Consider the following 19,635-nt stretch of genomic DNA (forward strand, 5'->3'; position numbering starts at 1 on the left):
GGCGGCGTCAGGGGCAGGGTCAGGGGCTCAGCCGCTCCACGACCCACGCATCGCCTTCGCGGCGGTAGCGGAGCCGGTCGTGCAGGCGGTTCTCGCGGCCCTGCCAGAACTCCACGCTGTCCGGCACCACGAGGTATCCGCCCCAGAACGGCGGCACCGGGACCTCGGTGCCTTCCGGGAAGCGGGCGGCGAGTTCGGCGTACTTCTTCTCCAGGTCCTCGCGGGACGTGATGACGCGGGACTGCTCGCTGGCCCACGCGCCGATCCGCGACCCGTAGGGCCGGGACGCGAAGTAGGCCGCGGTGCGTTCGGCCGACACCCGCTCGGCGGTGCCGCCGACGACCACCTGGCGGTCCAGGGCGTGCCACGGGAAGAGCAGGCTCACCGCCGGGTTCGCGGCGATCTCGCGGCCCTTGCGGGAGTCGTAGTTGGTGTAGAAGACGAAGCCGGCGTCGTCGTACTCCTTGAGCAGCACGGTCCGGCTGCTCGGGCGCCCCGCGGCGGACGCGGTGCCGACCACCATCGCGTTCGGCTCCGGCAGGTCGGCGGCGACGGCCTCGCGCAGCCAGTGCGCGAACAGCGGCATCGGGGCGGCCGGCAGCGCGCCGGCGTCGATGCCTTCGCCCCGGTAGTGGCGGCGCATGGCCATGAGCTGGTTGAGGTCCACGGTTCTTCCTAGCATCCCCGGACAGGTACGGCCGGTGCCCGCACCGGAAGGGGGCGGCGGCCGCCCGCGCGCGACCCGGATACACCCGTGTGGGTGTCCCCCGAAGGTGCGAATCGCGCGGATACGCCACCCGGGTGTGCCCCACTTCACGATCCCGGTGGTCGGCCCGTCTAGGTCATCTCGATGTCGAGAGATATTGTGGCCTGTCGACAACCGTCACCCACAACTTCATAGGCGAAGCAACAACGCGGACCCGTCGCGGCGTCTTCGCCAGACCACCGATTCGCCGCCCCCGGCCGGTATCGGCGAGCGCGCCAGTAACGATCTTGCGCCGTATCGCGCGGATGCCTCCGGGGGAAGACAGGTTGTGGTAATGCGGGGTATGAAGGACCCGGCCACAAGTCACCACAAGTCAGTCGAGATTCGCATGAGGAGCCGCCTGATGTCCGACTTCGTACCCGGGCTCGAAGGAGTCATAGCGTTCGAGACGGAGATCGCCGAACCCGACAAGGAGGGCGGCGCACTCCGCTACCGCGGTGTCGACATCGAGGACCTGGTCGGACGCGTCTCCTTCGGCAACGTCTGGGGGCTCCTGGTCGACGGCGCCTTCAACCCCGGACTCCCGCCCGCCGAGTCCTTCCCGATCCCCATCCATTCCGGCGACATCCGCGTGGACGTGCAGAGCGCGCTGGCCATGCTCGCCCCGGTGTGGGGTCTCAAACCGCTGCACGACATCGACGACGCCCAGGCCCGCGACGACCTGGCGCGCGCCGCCGTCATGGCGCTGTCCTACGTCGCCCAGTCGGCCCGCGGCCTCGACAAGCCGATGGTGCCGCAGCGCGAGGTCGACAGGGCCGAGACCATCGTCGAGCGGTTCATGATCCGCTGGCGCGGCGAGCCGGACCCGAAGCACGTCAAGGCCGTCGACGCCTACTGGACGTCGGCCGCCGAGCACGGCATGAACGCGTCGACGTTCACCGCGCGCGTCATCGCCGGCACCGGCGCGGACGTCGCGGCCTGCCTGTCGGGTGCGGTCGGCGCCATGTCGGGCCCGCTGCACGGCGGCGCGCCGTCGCGCGTGCTGCACATGATCGAGGAGATCGAGCGGATCGGCGACGCCTCGGCGTACGTCAAGGGCGTCCTCGACCGCGGCGAGCGCCTCATGGGCTTCGGCCACCGCGTCTACCGCGCCGAGGACCCGCGCGCCCGCGTGCTGCGCCGCACCGCCAAGGAACTCGGCGCTCCGCGCTACGAGGTCGCCGCGGCGCTCGAGAAGGCCGCGCTGGAGGAGCTGCACGCCCGCCGCCCGGACCGCGTCCTGGCGACCAACGTGGAGTTCTGGGCCGCGGTGATGCTGGACTTCGCCGAGGTCCCGGCCAACATGTTCACCTCGATGTTCACCTGCGCCCGCACCGCCGGGTGGAGCGCGCACATCCTGGAGCACAAGCGCACCTCGCGCCTCGTGCGCCCGTCCGCCCGCTACATCGGCCCGGGCCCGCGCCCGGTCACCGAGGTCCCGGGCTACGACGACACGGTGCACATAAAGAACAGCTGACCTCCGTACTTCCCGGCCCGCCGCTCTCGACAGGCGGCCGGCCCGACGGCCCGCACTCCCACAAGGAGGCGGGCCGTCGGCGTTCCCGGGCGCGCTCGGCCGGGCCGCCGCGTGGCACTCCCCACACTCCATATCTCTCGCGGCCTCGCCGTGATAGTTGATTTATGTCAACCAACTGTCACCACTGTCTGCGGAGGGGCACCCGTGACACCACAGGCTTCCGAAGGGGCGTCCGTCGCCGACACCGAGCGGCGGCTGCGGCGCGTCGAGGCGTACGAGGAGATCCGGCAGCTGGCCGCCCGCTACGCGCTCGCGCTGGACAGCCGGGACGTGCCGGCGCTGGCGTCGCTGTTCGTCGACGACGTGCAGACCGGCGACGGCGGGTCCGGCCGCGCGGCGCTGGCCCGGTGGTTCGACCCGGTGCTGCGGCCGTACGGCATCACGTTCCACCTGATCGGCAACCACGTCATCGACTTCGTCGACGACGACCACGCCACCGGCGTCGTCTACTGCCGCCCCGAGCACGAGGTCGGCGACCTGTGGGTCGTCATGCCGATGCAGTACTGGGACCGGTACGAACGCCGCGACGGCCGCTGGTACTTCCGCTCCCGCAAGCCCAAGGCGTTCTATGCGGCGGACGTGCTGGAGCACCCGCTGAAGGTCGCGGACCGATTCCATTTCCCGGACAACCCGATGATCACCCGGGCCGAGCTGCCCGAGAAGTGGCCGTCGTGGCAGGAGTTCTGGGCGCGGACGGGGAGCGAGTGACCGGCGGCGAGTGACCGGGCCCGCGCGGGGGCGGGGCGTGACCACACGGCGAGCATCGGCGGGCACGGGGGCGGAAGGAGCTTCACCATGAGCGGCATCACCACGGGCGTCATCGTCACCGGCGGCGCGTCGGGCATCGGGAGCGCGTGCGGGGCAGCGCTGGCGGCGGCGGGGCGGCCGGTCGCGCTGTGGGACCTGGACGAGGCGGCCGCGGTCGGCCACGCGGACCGCGTCGCGAAGGAACACGGCGTCCCCGCGATCGGGTTGCGCGTCGACGTGCGCGACGCCGGGGCCTATCCGGAGGCGCTGGAGCAGTCCCGGTCGGTCCTCGGCGGCCTCGGCGGGCTCGTGCACGCCGCGGGCGTGGTCGACTCCGGGTCGCTGCCCGGCCTGGAGCCGGACATGTGGGACCTGGTGCTGGACGTCAACCTGCGGGCGCAGGCGCTGCTGGTCCGGGCCATGCTCGACGACCTGCGTACGCACCAGGGCTCGGCGGTCGTCGGGATCGCCTCGATCAACGCGGTGGTCGGCAACCCGGCCAACCCGGCGTACTGCGCATCGAAGGCGGGGCTGCTGGGACTCACCCGGTCGCTGGCGGCGTCGCTGGCCACCGACGGCATCCGGGTCAACGCGGTGTGCCCGGGCTACATCGAAACGCCCATGCTCGCCAAGGCGTTCGAACGCCCCGGGAACCGGGCGAAGCTGGAGTCGCGGCCGCCGCTCAAGCGGCTGGGCACGCCCGACGAGATCGCGGGCGCGGTGCGGTTCCTGATGGGCGCCGAGGCGTCGTACATCACGGGCACGCACCTGCTGGTGGACGGCGGGCTGACCGCGACGGTGTGAGCCGGCGCCGCGGGCCGCGGAATCCGTCCTCAGGGACAACTCCACGAACCGTTCCCGTCCGCGGGCGGCGGGCGGTTCCGGAACGGTACCGGCGGCCCGGGGCGGCCGCGCCGGCGCGGGGAACGGGCGGGGCGGCGGGTCGCCGCCGGCCGGAAATGCCGACCGCCCTCCCCCGACAGTCGGGGAGGGCGGGTGACAGGTCGATGTCGAGCTGGTGCCGGGGTGGTGCTGTTGCCGGTACTGCGGTCGGTTCTGCGGCTGGTGCTGCGTCTCGTATTCCGGTGTTGCGTTGACCGCCTGCACTTCCGCCCGCGTGGCTCGCGGTTCGGTGGCGTCGGGTCGGTCCAGATCCGGAAGGAAGAATACTCATCTGTCAGGGATTGACCGGATAACTCGGATTCTTCGGCGCGTTCGTGGCGTCTCGTGTCGCCAACTGCCCAAGAAAGACGCTTGGTTGGGTCTTGACAGACCCCCCTCCACCGGCTAACTGCCTAGCTACATATCGGACATCTGTCACTATTACTGACAGATCCTTATCTATCAGTCAAGTTCGCTGCCGCCCCGTTCACCCGGTTGTCCGGGCCCGCCCATGGATGCCCAACGGCCCCGACTGCAAACCGCACAGTCGGGGCCGGATCGGAGGCGCCCGGAAGTCGCATGGCACGCGAACAATCGGATTTTCAGGGGAGTTCAGCCGTCCCGGAGGATCGGCGCCGCCGGGTCAGGACAGGTCGGCGATCACCTCGTTCGCGGCGCGTTCGCCGGTGACCGCACCACCGTTCATATAGCCCTGGAAGTCGTAGGACGTGTGCTCGCCGCCGATGTGGACGTTGCCCTGCCGAGTGCCCTCATATCCGGCATAGCGGTGCAGGTAGGACACCGGCCAATACGAGTAAGCCCCCAGCGAGTAGGGGTTCTTGTGCCAGGCGGACAGCTGGGCCTTGCCGGTCCACGCAGCCTTGGTGCCCGGGAAGACCGTGTCGATCTGCGTCAGGTAGCCGGACGCGATCGACCGGACCGCCGGGTCGCTGTCGGTGTTGAACGGGCCCGCCGGGTTCAGGCCGTAGGCGAGGGAGCCGCCGCCGTACTGGATGAGGAGGCCGGTGCTGCCGGCCTGGCCCTTGGTGGTGTCCCAGGTCTGCTGGTAGGGCAGGTCGCTGAACGAGTCGCCGGACGCGACGCCCGGCCACGGGCCCGTGCCGTTCCACGGCCGCGACGAGAACTGCATGTTGAGCTTGGTGCAGTAGCCCATGCGCGCATCGCGGAGCAGATTGGTCATCAGCGGGTCGAAGTTCGCACGGCTCAGGTCGAGGCCCTGGAGGATCGGCAGCGGCACCGTGACGATCGTGTGATCGGCCGTGACGGTCTTGGTCGTTCCGCCGTTGTCAAAGGTCAGCGTCTGGGTTCCGTCGGCGTTAGCGCGGATCGCGACCAGGCGGTAGCCCATCTGCACGGTGCCGGACGGCAGCGCGGCGGTGATGGCCTGCGGCACCTGGTCGTTGCCGCCGACGATGTGGTAGCGCTCGTTGGAACCGCCCCAGATGTTGAAGTGGCCGGGGTTGGTCTGCCAGCCGAGCATCGACACGGCGGCGTAGGCGGACTGGTTCACCGTGTCCGCGCCGTACTCGACGTTGTAGGCGACGTCGAGGAACTGGCCGAGCTTGGACGTGTGTCCGCCCGGCACGCGCGCGTCGATCCAGTCGTACAACGACATGTTCGACAGGGCGATGCCAGCCGCGTTGGCGTTGTTCCAGGCGATGTCGCCGGCGTCCTGGAAGTCGCGGCGTACGGCCTGGTACATGGCCTTGAAATCGTCGTCGGCTTGCGAACGCGGGTAGTACGTGCCGCCGAACTTCAGCACCTCGGTCGCGCCGGCCGGCCCCGCCGCGGCGAAGTCGATGGTGGACAGCCCGAAACGGCGGCACAGCTCCAGCATCTTCTTGTGCCCGGTGTCGATCAGCTCGCCGCCGATCTCCGAGGTCTGACCGTTCCCCCAGTACGTCTTCTGGGAGTACATGCGGCCGCCGACACGCGACGGGTTCGCCTCGTACACGGTGGTCTTCACGCCGGCGTCCGCAAGCGTGAGCGCCGCGGTCAGACCGGAGATGCCGGCCCCGATGATCACGATGCGCTTGTCGGTGGTGATCTGCTTGACCGCGGTCGCGGCGAACGCCGGGCGCGCGAAAACGGCCCCGCCGACACCCAAGCCGATGCCCAGCGCGGCGGCCCGCTTGAGCAGCGAACGGCGGCTGGGTCCGCTCTGGTCGGCCGCGGCGTCGTCGCGCAGGCCGCGGTACTCGTCGACGGGCATCCGCAGCCGGTCGGCGGCTGCGTGGTCGGCGGCCATGCTCTTCAGGGCGTGTATCGGGTTGGTGCGTGCCATGGGGCGTCCTCTCGTGCGGATCGGGAGCGTGCGAGCGGTGCCGGGTACGGCGGCGGGCAGCACGAAGCCCCCGGGCCGTACGCGGGTGGTGCGGCCGCTCGTCGCGGAGCGGTGCTGCGTACGGCCCGGGGGCCGCGGGCCGCCCCGGCCTGATGCGCAGTCAGCAGCAGGCCGGGGCGGCGGGGTTCGGGCGGGAACCGGGGTCAGGTGCGGGCGGGGTCGGTGGCCGTCTGCGCCGGTATGGCCGGCGCTTGGTCGCGTTCCCCGGCGTCTTCGAGGATGATGCGGCCCATCCGCTCGTAGGCGTCGGGGCTGTTGGCTTTCATGTAGAGCGCGAGGGCGATGCCGCCGACGAACAGCAGGCCGAGGATCCACGGGATCAGGTCGAACAGCAGCGTGTTCGCGGCATCACCGGCGGCCGATTCGAAGTTGTAGAACAGCAGGCCGACGACGCCGATCATCGCGACGCCGGCGACGACGGGCGCGACCAGTGTCTTGAACCAGTGCTTCGTCTCGGGGTGTTTGCCCTGCACGTGGAAGTAGCCGACGGCGGCGAACGAGCACAGAGTCTGCACGATGAGGATCGCGCCGGTGCCGAGGAGGGCGAGCAGGCCGTACATGTGCACGACGGGGTCCATGTCGGCGAGCAGGAAGCCGGTCACGATGAGGACGGTGATGACGGTCTGCACGATCGAGGCGATGTGCGGGGAACCGTGCGTGCGGTGCGTCTTGCCGAGCGAGGGGTGGATGAAGCCTTCGCGGCCGATCGCGTACAGGTAGCGGGCGGCGCACTGGTGGAACGCCATCGCGCACGCGAACGAGCCGGTGACGATGAGCCAGCGGAAGACCTTGACGGCCCAGCCGCCGAAGTGGTCGCCGAGCGGGTCGAAGAACAGCCCGCTGCTGTCCTCCACGACACCGCGGCCCTGGGCGGACACCATCATCCACGAGACGAACACGTAGAACAGGCCGACGCCGACCACGGAAATCAGCGTGGCGCGGGGCACGACGCGCTTGGGGTCGCGGGACTCCTCGCCGTACATTGCCGTCGACTCGAAGCCGACCCACGACCAGAACGCGAAGAACAGGCCGAAGCCGGCCGCCGCGCCGACGGTGCCGTCCGCGCCCTCGATGCCGTGGATCGGGTTGAGCGCTTCGCCCGCCAGGTAGCCGTCCGGGCCGCCGCCGGTGAACATCACCGCGAGCGACACCAGGGCGAGGATCGAGATCTCCAGCACCAGCGCGATGCCGAGCACCTTGGCGGTCAGGTGGATGTCGAAATAGCCGAGGCAGGCGATGATCGCGACACCCACGAACGCCCAGACGCCCCAGTGGATATCGGTGTTGAACTGGTCCTGCACGAGATCGTGCAGGTTCTTCGCGAAGAAGCCGAGGATCGAGGCTTCGAACACCACGTACGCCATCACCGCGAGCAGACCCGCGGCCATGCCGACGATGCGGCCGAGGCCGTGCGAGATGAATCCGTAGAACGCGCCGGCCGCGGTGATGTGCTTGGCCATGGTCACGTAGCCGACCGAGAAGATGGTCAGGACCACGGTCGCGACGATATAGGCCGCAGGCGCGCCGAGGCCGTTGCCTTGCTTGCCCGCGATGACCGGCAGGTTGCCCGTCATCGCGGTGATCGGGGCCGCCGTGGCGATCGCCATGAAGACGACGCCGACCAGGCCGACCGAGTTTGCCTTGAGCCGGTTCACCTCGCCGGAACCGGACGCGGGCGGGGCCGCGGTGCTGCTCTCCGTGGACATGCCACCTCCTTCGAATGCTCGGAATGCTCGGGAATGTGAGCGATTTTTAGCCTGTGCGCATCACATTCCGATGACGTCTGATCGCTTGTTCGATGTCGCGGTGTCGATTCGGTCCGCCAGCTTCGATGCGGGAAGCGTTCCGCGACAACCGACAGCCGGTCAGCACTTCGGGCCCGGGGGGCGACGGAGTGTCGGGGCGCACCGACGGTGTGCGGGGTTCGCAACGCCGCCGTTATTCCCGACGGGCAAAATCGCCGGTAACTTGCCCGGATGGACACCTCGGGGACACTCGCGACCGCCGCCCCTCCCGGCCTGGCGGCGTCGGCGGCGGGTCTGCCGGGTGCCCGGACCGCTCCGGCCCCCGGCCGCCAGGACGGGCCAGGCCTCGCCGGCGTCACCGTCCGCGAGGCCCTGGAACTCCCGCCGCTGCGGCGCGGCCTCCCGGAGGTCGTGGCGTGTCCGGAGGGTCTGGAACGCGCCATCCGCTGGGTGCACACCAGCGAGGTCCCCAACATCGCGTCGCTGCTGCGCGGTGAGGAACTCCTGCTCACCACCGGCCTGGGCATCGGGCCCCGGCCCGCCGACCAGCGCCGCTTCGTGGCGCAGCTCGCGGACCGCGGCATCGCCGCGCTGGTCGTCGAACTCGGCCAGCGTTTCGACGTGCTGCCCGCCGCGATGGTGGAAGCCGCCCGCAGCCGCGGCCTGCCACTCGTCCAATTGCACCGCGAAGTCCCTTTTGTAGCCGTCACCGAGGCGATCCACACGGAGATCGTCAACGGCCACTACGCACTGCTGCGGCAGGGCGAGGACGTGCACCGCCGCTGCACGGAGGTCCTGCTCGGCGGCGGCGGTGTCCCCGAAGTGCTGGCGCTGCTGGCGGACAACGTCGGCAACCCGGTGTACCTCGAGGACGCCGACGGACGCCTCCTCTACACCGCGTCGCCACCGGGCATCGGCCCCGAGGGCGACGCCGACCCCCTCGACGCGTGGGCCGGGCTGCGCGGCGGCCGCGGCGGTTCCGGAGCGTACGAACGGGCCGCCACCGCACTGGTGCCGGGCACCGCGCTCGTCGTCGACGTCCCCGCGGGCGGCCCCTCACCGGGGCAGAGCGGCCAGCCGCTGCGCGGCCGGCTGGTCGTGCTGCCGGTGCACGGCCCGGTGCTGCCGCTCGGCCGGATCGTCGTCGACCACGCCGCGGGCCTGCTCGCGGTGGCTTTGCGCCAGGCCCGGCACGAGGAGGAACTCGCCGCCCGTGGCCGCGGGGACTTCCTCCGGGACCTGGCCGAGGGCCGGGTCGCCGAGGAGGACGCCGCCCGGCAGGCCCGGGTCCTGGGCTTCCAGCACGACACCGGCCCGCTGCTGCCGGTGGTGGTGCGCCTCGGCGCGGACGGCCCTGGCGAAGCCCTCGGCGAGGCCGTGGGCCCCGCGGACTGGGCGCCGATCGCCCGGGTCGTCCAGGAGGAGCTCGCGGGCCTCGGCCTGCCCACGCTGTTGGGCGTCCGCCCGGTCGAAGGCCGCCTCGCCCTGCTGCTGGGCCTGCGCGCGGCGGGCGAACGCGTCGCGGTCGCGGACCGCGTCGCCGCGGCGCTCCGCGCCGGCCTCGCCCGCGCCGGCCTCGCCCCCGGCCCGGTCCCCCCGGTCGTCGTGGTGGGCGCCGCGGGCCCGTGGCCGGCCGCGGGCCCCGGCCTCCGGCACGCCGCCGAGGCCGCCTCTGCGGCCCGCGGCCTCCCCGAACAGCCCTGGTACGACGCCCGCCGCCTGGACATCGAGCTCCTCCTCTGGCGCATGCGCGAACACGCCGACCTCGCCGCGTTCGTCCGCCGCGCGGTGGGGCCCCTCCTCGAACACGACCGCACCGCCCGGCAGCCGCTCCTCCCCACCCTCCAGGCCTACCTGACCCATGCCGGCCGCAAGGCCGAGACGGCCCGCGACCTCCACCTGAACCGCCAGACGCTCTACGACCGTCTGGGCCGGATCTCCCTGCTCCTGGGCACGGACTTGGACGATCCGGAAACCGTGCTGGGCCTGCGCCTGGCGCTGCAGGCCCGCCGCCACGTGTAGGACCCGGCTCGGCTCGGTCATGCGGTCGACGCCGTCGGGGTCCCGTGGCGACACAGGGGCGGTACGCCTTCGCGAGGATCACTTTCCGCACAGGCAAAACCGCATCGGCTACGCGCGCCCGTCGAGTCCCTCCGCCAGCCCCGCTGCCAACACCTCCGCGAGATGCCGCGGCCGCCGGTCCGTCAGCTCGCGGATCTGGGTGCGGCAGCTGAAGCCGTCCGCCAAGACCTCGGCGTAGGGGGCGGATTCCAAGGCCGGGAGCAGGCGTTCGGCGGCGATGCGGGTCGAGATCCCGGCGTGGCCCGGTTCGTAGCCGAAGTTGCCCGCGAGGCCACAGCAGCCTCCGGTCAAGGTGCCGGACAAGGCCGCCTGTTCGCGGAGCGCGCGGTCGGCGGCGTCGCCGAGGACCGCGTGCTGATGGCAGTGGAGCTGGCCGGTGACCGGGCGGTCGAGGCGGGGTGGGGTCCAGCCGGGGGCGCACTCGGCGAGGGTCTCGGCGAAGGTGCGTACCAGACCGGGGAGTTCGGCCGCCTCGCGGCCGAGCAGCTCGGGCACGTCCGACCGCAGCGCCGCCGTGCAGGAAGGCTCAAGTCCGACGATGGGCAATCCTGCGGTCAACGCCGGCTCCAGGGTGCGCAAGGTCCGGCGCATGACGCGGCGGGCGGTGTCGAGTTGGCCCGTCGACACCCACGTCAGCCCGCAGCACACCGGCCGGGGCGGCACCACGACCGTCAGCCCCGCGTCCTCCAGCACCCGGACCGCCGCCCAGGCGACCTCCGGGGCGAAGTGGTTCGTAAAGGTGTCCGGCCAGAGGACGACGCGCGGGCGAGGTTCAGCGAGGGCCGAGCGGCGGACGGAAACCGGCCGGCGTCGGACCCAACCGCGGGTGAACGGCTCCGGCGCAAAGGCCGGAAGCCCGCGCGAGGGGTCGAGGCCCGCCAACCCCAGCCCCGCCCGCGCCAATGCCGGACGGGCCGCCAATCCGTTCACCAAGCGCGCGGCCGACGGCACCGACGCCACCGCCCGCGCCCACCACGGCAGGGCGCCCAGCGTGTAGTGCGCCCGGGGCCGTACCCGCCCCGCGTAGTGATGGTGCAGGAACTCCGCCTTGTACGTGGCCATGTCCACGCCGACCGGGCAGTCGCTGCGGCAGCCCTTGCAGGACAGGCACAAGTCCAGCGCGTCGCGGACCTCCTCCGCGCGCCAGCCGTCCGTCACCACGTCGCCCACGAGCATTTCGTGCAGCAGCCGGGCCCGGCCGCGCGTCGAGTCCTTCTCCTCGCCGGTCGCGCGGAACGACGGGCACATGACGCCGCCGGACGCCGTCGACGCCGACTCGCGGCACTTGCCGACACCGACACAGCGGCGAACCGCGGCCGCGAAGTCGCCGCCGTCGTGCGGGTATCCGAACGCGACCGGGACCGGCGTCCGCGGCATCCCGGCGAAGCGCAGGTCGGCGTCGACCGGGCGGGGGCGCACCAGGACGCCCGGGTTGAGCAGGTCGTCCGGATCCCACACGGACTTGAACCGCCCGAAGAGACCGACCAGTTCGTCGCCGTACATGCGCGGCAGGAACTCGGCGCGGGCCTGCCCGTCTCCGTGCTCTCCGGAGAGCGAACCGCCGTGCGCCACCACGAGGTCGGCGAGTTCGGACGAGAAGCCGCGGAAGCGCGCCACCCCCGGTTCGCTGATCAGGTCGAAGTCGAAGCGGATGTGCACGCAGCCTTCGCCGAAATGCCCGTACGGCAAACCACGCAGGCCGAACCGCCGCATCAGCTTGTGGAGTTCGCGCAGGTAGGCAGCCAGGCGTTCCGGCGGTACGGCGGTGTCCTCCCACCCCGGCCACGCCTCGACGTCGCCCGCGAGCCGGGTCACCGTGCCCGAGGCCTCCTCGCGGATCCGCCACAACGCCCGCTGCCCCGCCGCATCGGCCTCGATCCGGTACGCGGACGCCGGCAGCCCGAGGCCGCGCGCGACGGCTACCGCCCGTGCGTACGCCTCGTCGCGGGTGTCGCCGCCGGTCTCCACGAACAGCCACGCACCGCCGTCCGGCAGCCGCACCGAGCGCGCCGACCAGGCCAGCGCGGCGAGTTCCGCGCTCAGGCTCTCCACGGTCAGCGGCCCGTACGGCAGCACCGCCGGCGCCGCCTCCGCCGCCGCGACGTCGTCCGCGAACCCCAGCACCGCCAGCGCCCGGGCCCGCGGCGCCTCGACCAGCCGAACACCCGCGCGCAGCACCACCGCACACGTGCCCTCGGTGCCGACCAGCGCGCCCGCCAGGTCGCGGCCGTGCTCGGGCAGCAGTCGGTCGAGCGCGTACCCGGACACCCGGCGGGCAAGCGGCGGAAAGCCGGTGCGGACGAGAGCGAGGTTGTCGTCGGCGAGCGCGAGCAGCTCGGCACGGATCCGCTCCGCGCCGATGTCGGAACCGGCCTCCGGCTCGACGGCGGACTCCGGGCCGACGCGCATGCGGACGCCGTCCACGGTGAGCACGTCCAGCCACGCCACGTTGGCCGACGTCCGGCCCCACGCGACGGAATGCGCACCGCACGAGTCGTTGCCGATCATGCCGCCGAGCGTGCAGCGGCTGTGCGTGGACGGGTCGGGGCCGAACGTGAGCCCGTACGGCGCCGCGGCCGCCCGCAGGTCGTCGAGGACCACGCCCGGCTCGACCACCGCAATCCGCGCGTCCGGATCGAGCGACTCGATCCGGGTCAGGTGCCGCGCGGTGTCGAGCACGACACCGCGGCCGGTGGCCTGCCCGGCAATGCTGGTGCCGCCGCCGCGCACGGTCATCGGCGCCCGCTGCTCGTGGCAGACGGCCACCGCCGCGGCCAGATCCTCCACGTCGCGCGGGGTGACGACCCCGGTCGGGACATGCCGGTAGTTCGACGCGTCCATCGCATGCAGCCCGCGCGCCTGCGCGTCGAAACGGACCCCGCCCCGAACCCGCGCACGCAAAGCACGCGCCAGCACGGACACGGACGACGCGGCAACCTCGGAATCACGCACGGCCCAAGTCTCGCAACGCAGCGGATCGCCCACCGAGCCAACCCGCCGCGCGTGCGGCCACCACACCTCGGCCGAATCAGTCGAACCCGTCCGGGTCGCCCGACTCGCCGTCTCACTCCCCGTCGCGATCAATCCCATATTCCGGTCCAGATCGTCTCACTTTGTGGATTTTGACGTTTCCATGACCCGGCCCCGGTTACCCTCACACCGTGGCCGAGATCCAGATTCCCGAAGAGCTGAAGCCCGTCGACGGCCGGTTCGGCGCGGGCCCGTCCAAGGTCCGTACGGAAGCGCTCAACGCGCTCGCCGCGACCGGCACCTCCCTGCTCGGAACCTCGCACCGGCAGGCGCCGGTCAAGAACGTGGTCCGCAAGGTCCGCGACGGGGTCCGCGAGCTGTTCCGTCTCCCCGAGGGCTACGAGGTGGTGCTCGGCAACGGCGGTTCGACCGCGTTCTGGGACATCGCCGCGTTCGGCCTGGTCGAGCGCAAGTCGCAGCACCTGTCGTTCGGCGAGTTCTCCTCCAAGTTCGCGTCGTCGGTCAAGGCCGCGCCGTGGCTGGACGAGCCGACCGTCGTCAAGTCCGAGCCCGGCACGCACCCGCTGCCGGTCGCCGAGGCCGGCGTCGACGTCTACGCGCTGACCCACAACGAGACCTCCACCGGCGTCGCCATGCCGATCAAGCGCGCCGCGGGCGCCGACGAGGGCTCCCTCGTCCTGGTCGACGCGACGTCCGGCGCGGGCGGCCTGCCGGTCGACCCGAACGAGTTCGACGTCTACTACTTCGCGCCGCAGAAGTGCTTCGCGGCCGACGGCGGCCTCTGGCTCGCCGCGTTCTCGCCCGCCGCGCTGGAGCGCGCCGCGCGGATCGCCGCGACCGACCGCTACATCCCGCCGTTCTTCGACCTGCCGACCGCGATCGACAACTCGGCGAAGGACCAGACGTACAACACCCCGGCGCTCGCCACCCTGTTCCTCCTCGCCGACCAGCTCGAGTGGCTCAACGGCCAGGGCGGCCTGGACTGGGCCGTCGGCCGCACCGGCGACTCGTCGTCCCGCCTCTACACGTGGGCCGAGAAGTCCGCCTACGCGACCCCGTTCGTCACCGACCCGGCGCAGCGCTCGCAGGTCATCGGCACGATCGACTTCGCGGAGAGCGTCGACGCCGCGGCGGTCGCCAAGGTGCTGCGCGCCAACGGCATCGTCGACACCGAGCCGTACCGCAAGCTCGGCCGCAACCAGCTCCGCGTCGCGATGTTCCCGGCCGTCGAGCCGTCGGACGTCGAGGCGCTGACCGCCTGCATCGACCACGTGGTCGAGCGCCTGGGCTGAGCCCGGCGCGGACACCCGCGGCATCGGAGAACCCTCCCCCCGGCCCCAAGCCGACGGGGAGGGTTTTTCCTTTGCCTCACCAAGTACCCTCTTCGCGTGAATCGCGCCGAAACCGCCGCACCCGGCATATCCGCCGGCGACCCCACGGCGGCACCTGCCGGCCGGGACCGGGCGACGTGGTTGCTGTACCTGCAGTTGGCCGTGTTCGCGTACTTCCTGTACTGCTTCGGCCCGTCCGTCCCGCTGCTCGGCGACGACCAGCACGTGAGCAAGGCCGTCGCGGGCCTGCACAGCACCGGCTACGCCGTCGGCGGCTTGGTCGTCGGGCTGCTCGGCAGCCGCCCGGTGCTGTGGTGGGGCCGCGGCCCCGCTCTGTGGGGGTCGTTCGCCACGCTCGCGGCGGGTGTCCTGGTGTACGGGCTCGGCCCCTGGCCCGCGGTGACCATCACCGGCGCGATGCTGTGCGGACTCGGCGGCTTCGCCGTCGTCAACCTGGTCGCCGCCGCGGTCGTCGACCACCACGGGCCGGACGCCGGGCCCGGCCGGCTCAGCGAAGCGCACGGCATCGGCGCCGCGGTCGGCATGGTCGCGCCGCTCGTCATCGGCGGCACCCAGGCTTCCGGCCTCGGCTGGCGCTACGGCATGCTCGCCACCCCGCTGCTGATCGCCACCCTGTACGCGCTGTTCCGCACCACCCGAATACCCGGGCACGACCGGGTCGCGGCCACCGTGCCCACGGAGCACCGCACCGTCCCCGACCACCCCCTTCCCCGCCGCTACTGGTGGGCCTGGACCGTCGTCGTCACCGCCGTCGCCGTCGAGTTCTCCCTCTCCCTGTGGGCCTCCGACCTGCTCCGCGACCGCGCGGGACTTTCCGAAGGCGCCGCCGCGACCGCGATGACCGCGGTCGTCGCCGGCCTGTGCGCCGGCCGTCTCGCAGGCGGGACGCTGGCGCTGCGGTTCCCGCTCACCGGCCTCTACCTCACCGCGCTCGCGGTGAACTTCGCCGGGTTCGCCGTGCTGTGGCTGAGCACCGTGCCGTGGCTGTCGTTCGCGGGCCTGTTCGTCGCGGGCTGCGGCATGTCCGTGCAGTTCCCGCTCGCCGTCGCGCGGTCGATCGAATGCGCGGACGGCCGCAGCGACTTGGCCACCTCGCGCTCGGCGCTGGCGACCGCGCTGGCCGCGGGCGGCGCCCCGTTCCTGCTCGGGCTGCTCGCCGACATGCTCGACACCCACACGGCGTTCCTCATCGTGCCGGTCTTCCTGGCCGCCGCCGTGCCCGCGCTCCTGCTCAGCGGGCGTACCCCGGCCGAGCCTGCCGGGTGAGCGCCGACGGGCGTCAGCCCTTCTTCCGGCCCCGGATCTTCATGACCACGTAGACGGTCAGCACGATCCCGAACACCGCCAGGAATCCGGGCCCGTACGCCTTCTCCTTCGGCCGCCCGGCGTCCCCGTCCTGGTCCCCGCCGCCCGGCGCCGGAAGCGCCGGCACGGCACTCGGTGCGGAACCGGGCCCCGGGGGCACGGCCTGCGGTACCGCGGTCCCGCGGCCCGCCGCCATGTCCGGCACCGCCTCGCCCTCCAACGCGACCCGGTAGACCGTGCTGTTCGCGCCTTCGCTGCCGAAGAGCACCGCCCGCCCGTCGCGGGTGAACGTCACCGACTCGCCCTGCTTCTGGAACGGCACGCTGACCGTGCCGATCTCCCGGCCCGGCGCGGCGTACATGGTGGCGCCGAAGTAGCCCCGCAGGATCAGCCGCGTGCCGTCCGGCGAGAACGCGCCGTCGGTCACCACCGGGGGTGCCGCGGCGACCCGGGTGAACGTGTTGACGGCGGAGTCGGACAACGCGGCGGGCTGCTCGTACACGGCGCCCTGATTGGCCTTGCTCGCGATGTACAGCTTCCCGCTGCGCGGATCGGCCATCAGCGCTTCCGCATCCCGCGGCCCGTCCGCGTAGCGCACCCGGTACTTCACCGGGGTGACCGTGGCGTCCTTCAGCTCGGCCGGTTCGGCGACGCGGTAGACCACGACCTCGGAGCGCTCGGCCTTGTTGTCGCCGATGTCGCCGACGAACAGCACCGGCCGCCCCGCGTCGTCCTTGCCGGCGGATATCGCCTCCCAGTCGCGGGCCTGCACCCCGGCGAGCGTCACCGTCGCTTTGGTACGGCCGTCCGCACCGATCGCATAGATCCGCGGCTGGTCGCCGCTGTCGTTGTGGGTCCAGTAGACGTCGGCATGCAGCGCGCTGGCGGCCAGGCCGCTGGACTCGGTGATCCGCGGATCCTGGACCGCGAACAGCTCGCTCTGCGCGGTCTCCGCCCGCGCGGCGGCAACGGGCAGCAGCAGAACGGCGATTACCGGCACGGCGGCCGCGGGCAGGCGCGGGCGGGACAACCTCATGCCGCACAACAGTGCCAGTCCGCGCGTGCTGCGGCGGCGGAGGGTCGCCGCCGTCCCGTGGTCCGCCGCCCCCGCCGGTCGGCCGCGCCGGGTCAGCCCGCGACCGTGTCCGGGGGTGCCGACGTCCGCGCTTCCGGCTGCCCTGCTCGGGACTTCGCCGCCGACGACGCGTCCGCGGGCGTCGACGGCGGCACCGTCGAGTTGCCGCCGCCCCAGTAGCCCACCACGTCGACGGCGTCGCCCTGTTCGACCGAGTCGTAGAACTTGCGGGCGCCGGCCTGGGTGAACACGCCGATGACCGCCTGGTTCGCCAGATGGTCTTCGCAACCCTGGTCGGGGCACGCCGCGGGAGAGGTGACGTAGAGCAACTGGCCGTTGCCGGTGGCGAGTTCCACGACCCACGGCAGGCTGAGGTCGGATCCGCCCGCGGTCGCCGCGACTTCGAAGGCCTTGCTCTCGTACCGGCCGACGACTTCGAGGTGGGTCGGCCCGGTCAGGGTGTCCACCGCGGCGTCGTTCGCCACCGCGTCCATCATGTCGCCGCTCGGGCGGCCGGAGTCGTCGTAGATGGTGAGTTCGAGGTTGCCGATGTCGATGCGCGCGGCGGACGGCGACGCCGACGGCGTCGCGCCGTCAGACCCCGGTCCCGGCGTTCTGTTCGACGCTCCCGGGTCGGCGGCCTGGACCTGCTGCGGCCCGGCCGCCCCGGTAGGGCCCCGCTCGGGCGTGAGTGGCCCGGCGACGAGGACCCCGACGAGTGCGGCGGCGATCACCCCCGCGCCGCCCCAGGCGGCATGCCGCCGGTTGCGCCGCCGGACGCCCCGCTGCCGCACCTCGGCGGGCGACCACCGCGGCACCGCGGGCGAGGGCATCGGCAGGTCGCGCAGCGCGCGCGCCAGCGCGGGGTCTTGGTGCTGGTCGGGGTACACGTCGGCGAGGCCGTCGTCAGGAACGGGCACGGTAGTCCTCCGCCTCCCCTTCCCGGTCCCCGATGATCTTCGCGAGCGCCGCCCGGCCGCGCGACAGGCGGGCCTTGACGGTGCCGGTGGGGATGTCCGCCTCCGCGGCGATCTGGTCGACCGTCATGTCGCACAGGTGGTGCAGCACGATGGCCTGGCGCTGGGCTTCGGGCAGCTGCTTCAGCGCGGCGACCAGGGTCGCGTGGTTGGGGTCCGGACCTTCGACGGGCTGGTCGACGTGGTTGCGGCGGAGGAGTTCCCACCCGCGCTTGGCGCGCCGCCAGCGGCTCACCGCGAGCCGCCACGCGACGGTGCGGATCCACGCTTCGGGGGCGTCCGCGGCGAAGAACTGCGAGCGGCGGTCCCAGGCCCGGACGAACGCTTCCTGCACCACGTCCTGCGCCTCGGAGAAGTCCCCGGTCAGCGCGTAGAGCTGGTGGACGAGGCGGGAGAACGACGCATGGTAGAACGCGTCGAACTCCTCCTCGGTCATGTGTCGTCGTCCCTCGGGGTCGGGTGCCCGGCCCGCGGCCGGCGGCCCCCCGCGGGGGCGCGGCACCGCGCGGGCCGGCTGCGTGGTCGGCCAAAGGACCGATGATCCCACAGGCCTTCCCGCCGCCGTTTCGGCCGTCCGCACCAGCACGCTCCGCGCCACCTCCGCCCATCCCGGGAATTACCGGTTCACCCGGGGGGATTACACACCGGCGAAGGCAGACGGTTGCACGGAAACTGTTACGAACCAGTGAAGGAAACCTGTGAGTTTCCTGGGAGCGCCCCGGCCCGGCGCGGTATGGCGGGGGTGGGCGAGGGGTCGGCGGACCGCCCGGAGGCTGGTGCCGCGGGTCGACGCGGGGTCATCGCGGGGTCACTGGAGTGCGGCACCGATCGCGACGGCGATGAGCAGGAGGATGAGGGTGGCGGACACGATCCGCGTACGCGTGCGTGGGTTCACCCGTCCAAACTAACCCCCGCGCGGCCCCACCCGGCTCCGGGCACGGGTCGAGGACGGCGGTCGGGTCGAAACCGCCGGGGTCGGCGGGCGGTGCGGGCCTATGCCATCGGCGGCGGGCCTACACCATCGAGAGCGCGAGCCGCCGCCGGAACGCGCCGAGGACGGTCAGGTCGCCGGTGCGCGACACCACCGTGCCGGGGCGGCGGCCCCACAGGTAGAGCAGCAGGTCCCCGGGCTCGCCCGCGACGGCCGCGTCGGTGAAGCCCGGCGAGCGGGACACCTCGACGTTGTCGCGGCGCAGCGTCAGGCGCCAGTGCTGCTGATGGGTGTGGACGCCGATGGTGCGGCCGACCGCCGCGTCGGGTCCGGCCGCGTCGTACCGGATGGGCAGCAGTACCCGCAGGGCCTCGTCGATGCCGTCGACGGCGAGGTCGACGTCGATGGGCCTCGGGACGCCCACCGCCATCTCCACGTCCGTGCGGTGCATCGCCGCCTCGTGGGCCAGCCGCCGGTACCAGAACCCGACGTCGTCGACGGAGCCGTCCCCGCCGTCCGCCGGGTCACCGGGGTCGCGGCGGGCCAGTTCCGCACGGAGTTCGGCCAAGGCCTCGCTGTACCAGGCGAGCAGATCTGCTCGGGGAGCCGTCGCCGCGGCTGGATCGCCGCGGTTTCCGGTGCGTAGTTGCTCGGTTGCCGTCCGGTAGACCGATCCGGTGTGTCCGACCAGATCGGCGACCGTCCATCCGGGGCAGGACGGGACCGGGGTGTCCAGTCCCGTCGCCGCGGATTCGGCCAGGCGTACGCCTTCCGCCTGGAGCGAGTGCTGGAATCGCACATAGTCCATACGCCAATCGTTCCGCGCGGAACGATTGATGTCGATGACTTCCGTCACCCATGCGGGCTAGCAACCCATAAAGATTTGCCTTACACCGCAAGG

The 19,635-nt window shown here is 72.3% G+C and carries 14 protein-coding genes; 6 read left to right on the forward strand and 8 right to left on the reverse strand.

Annotated features, from left to right (window positions below; translation table 11 throughout):
- Window positions 1-19 precede the first annotated feature (19 nt).
- The gene (gene pdxH / locus ABEA93_RS20240) at window positions 20-682 is read right to left on the reverse strand and encodes a pyridoxamine 5'-phosphate oxidase (RefSeq protein WP_345677041.1); all 663 of its coding nucleotides are present in this window, start codon (window positions 680-682) and stop codon (window positions 20-22) included.
- Between the two features lie 427 nt (window positions 683-1,109).
- Here pdxH and ABEA93_RS20245 point away from each other — a divergent pair, with 427 nt between their 5' ends.
- The 3 genes from ABEA93_RS20245 to ABEA93_RS20255 all read left to right on the forward strand — a co-directional run bounded on the left by ABEA93_RS20245 (window position 1,110) and on the right by ABEA93_RS20255 (window position 3,833).
- On the forward strand, window positions 1,110-2,222 hold the full coding sequence (locus ABEA93_RS20245) for a citrate synthase 2 (RefSeq protein WP_345677042.1): 1,113 nt from the start codon (window positions 1,110-1,112) through the stop codon (window positions 2,220-2,222).
- A gap of 204 nt (window positions 2,223-2,426) precedes the next feature.
- A complete protein-coding gene (locus tag ABEA93_RS20250) occupies window positions 2,427-2,990 on the forward strand; it encodes a nuclear transport factor 2 family protein (RefSeq protein ID WP_345677043.1) in 564 nt (187 codons plus the stop codon).
- An 87-nt stretch (window positions 2,991-3,077) separates the two neighbouring features.
- Window positions 3,078-3,833 (forward strand): SDR family NAD(P)-dependent oxidoreductase, encoded by a 756-nt coding sequence (locus ABEA93_RS20255; protein ID WP_345677044.1) that lies wholly within the window; start codon window positions 3,078-3,080, stop codon window positions 3,831-3,833.
- Window positions 3,834-4,554: 721 nt separating this feature from the next.
- On the opposite strand, the gene ABEA93_RS20260 is transcribed toward ABEA93_RS20255, so the two are convergent.
- Window positions 4,555-6,216 carry a flavin monoamine oxidase family protein gene (locus tag ABEA93_RS20260; protein WP_345677045.1) on the reverse strand — a complete coding sequence of 554 codons (1,662 nt, stop codon included), beginning with the start codon at window positions 6,214-6,216 and terminating at the stop codon, window positions 4,555-4,557.
- Between the two features lie 203 nt (window positions 6,217-6,419).
- Complete coding sequence (locus tag ABEA93_RS20265) at window positions 6,420-7,982, reverse strand: APC family permease (protein WP_345677046.1); 1,563 nt, start codon at window positions 7,980-7,982, stop codon at window positions 6,420-6,422.
- Between the two features lie 270 nt (window positions 7,983-8,252).
- On the opposite strand from ABEA93_RS20265, the gene ABEA93_RS20270 reads away from it, so the two are divergent.
- Complete coding sequence (locus ABEA93_RS20270; protein ID WP_345677047.1) at window positions 8,253-10,043, forward strand: PucR family transcriptional regulator; 1,791 nt, start codon at window positions 8,253-8,255, stop codon at window positions 10,041-10,043.
- A 108-nt stretch (window positions 10,044-10,151) separates the two neighbouring features.
- On the opposite strand, the gene ABEA93_RS20275 is transcribed toward ABEA93_RS20270, so the two are convergent.
- Window positions 10,152-13,055, reverse strand: coding sequence for an FAD-binding and (Fe-S)-binding domain-containing protein (locus ABEA93_RS20275; protein WP_345677048.1), 2,904 nt, complete (start codon window positions 13,053-13,055; stop codon window positions 10,152-10,154).
- A 209-nt stretch (window positions 13,056-13,264) separates the two neighbouring features.
- Here ABEA93_RS20275 and serC point away from each other — a divergent pair, with 209 nt between their 5' ends.
- Both serC and ABEA93_RS20285 read left to right on the forward strand, forming a co-directional pair.
- Window positions 13,265-14,386: a phosphoserine transaminase gene (serC, locus tag ABEA93_RS20280; RefSeq protein WP_345677049.1), complete on the forward strand. Its 1,122-nt coding sequence runs from the start codon at window positions 13,265-13,267 to the stop codon at window positions 14,384-14,386.
- Between the two features lie 96 nt (window positions 14,387-14,482).
- A complete protein-coding gene (locus tag ABEA93_RS20285; RefSeq protein WP_345677050.1) occupies window positions 14,483-15,712 on the forward strand; it encodes an MFS transporter in 1,230 nt (409 codons plus the stop codon).
- 13 nt (window positions 15,713-15,725) lie between these two features.
- Here the strand turns inward: ABEA93_RS20285 and ABEA93_RS20290 are convergent, their stop codons facing one another.
- From ABEA93_RS20290 to ABEA93_RS20305, 4 genes are all read right to left on the reverse strand, one after another.
- Window positions 15,726-16,787 carry a hypothetical protein gene (locus ABEA93_RS20290; RefSeq protein ID WP_345677051.1) on the reverse strand — a complete coding sequence of 354 codons (1,062 nt, stop codon included), beginning with the start codon at window positions 16,785-16,787 and terminating at the stop codon, window positions 15,726-15,728.
- A 92-nt stretch (window positions 16,788-16,879) separates the two neighbouring features.
- On the reverse strand, window positions 16,880-17,746 hold the full coding sequence (locus tag ABEA93_RS20295) for an AsmA family protein (protein ID WP_345677052.1): 867 nt from the start codon (window positions 17,744-17,746) through the stop codon (window positions 16,880-16,882).
- Window positions 17,733-18,239, reverse strand: a complete 507-nt coding sequence (locus tag ABEA93_RS20300) for a SigE family RNA polymerase sigma factor (RefSeq protein WP_345677053.1) — start codon at window positions 18,237-18,239, stop codon at window positions 17,733-17,735. Before ABEA93_RS20300 ends, ABEA93_RS20295 begins: the two co-directional genes overlap by 14 nt.
- A gap of 577 nt (window positions 18,240-18,816) precedes the next feature.
- On the reverse strand, window positions 18,817-19,542 hold the full coding sequence (locus ABEA93_RS20305; protein WP_345677054.1) for a maleylpyruvate isomerase family mycothiol-dependent enzyme: 726 nt from the start codon (window positions 19,540-19,542) through the stop codon (window positions 18,817-18,819).
- Window positions 19,543-19,635 lie beyond the last annotated feature (93 nt).

It is taken from the genome of Yinghuangia aomiensis (assembly GCF_039542225.1).
GTDB classification, from domain to species: Bacteria; Actinomycetota; Actinomycetes; order Streptomycetales; family Streptomycetaceae; genus Yinghuangia; species Yinghuangia aomiensis.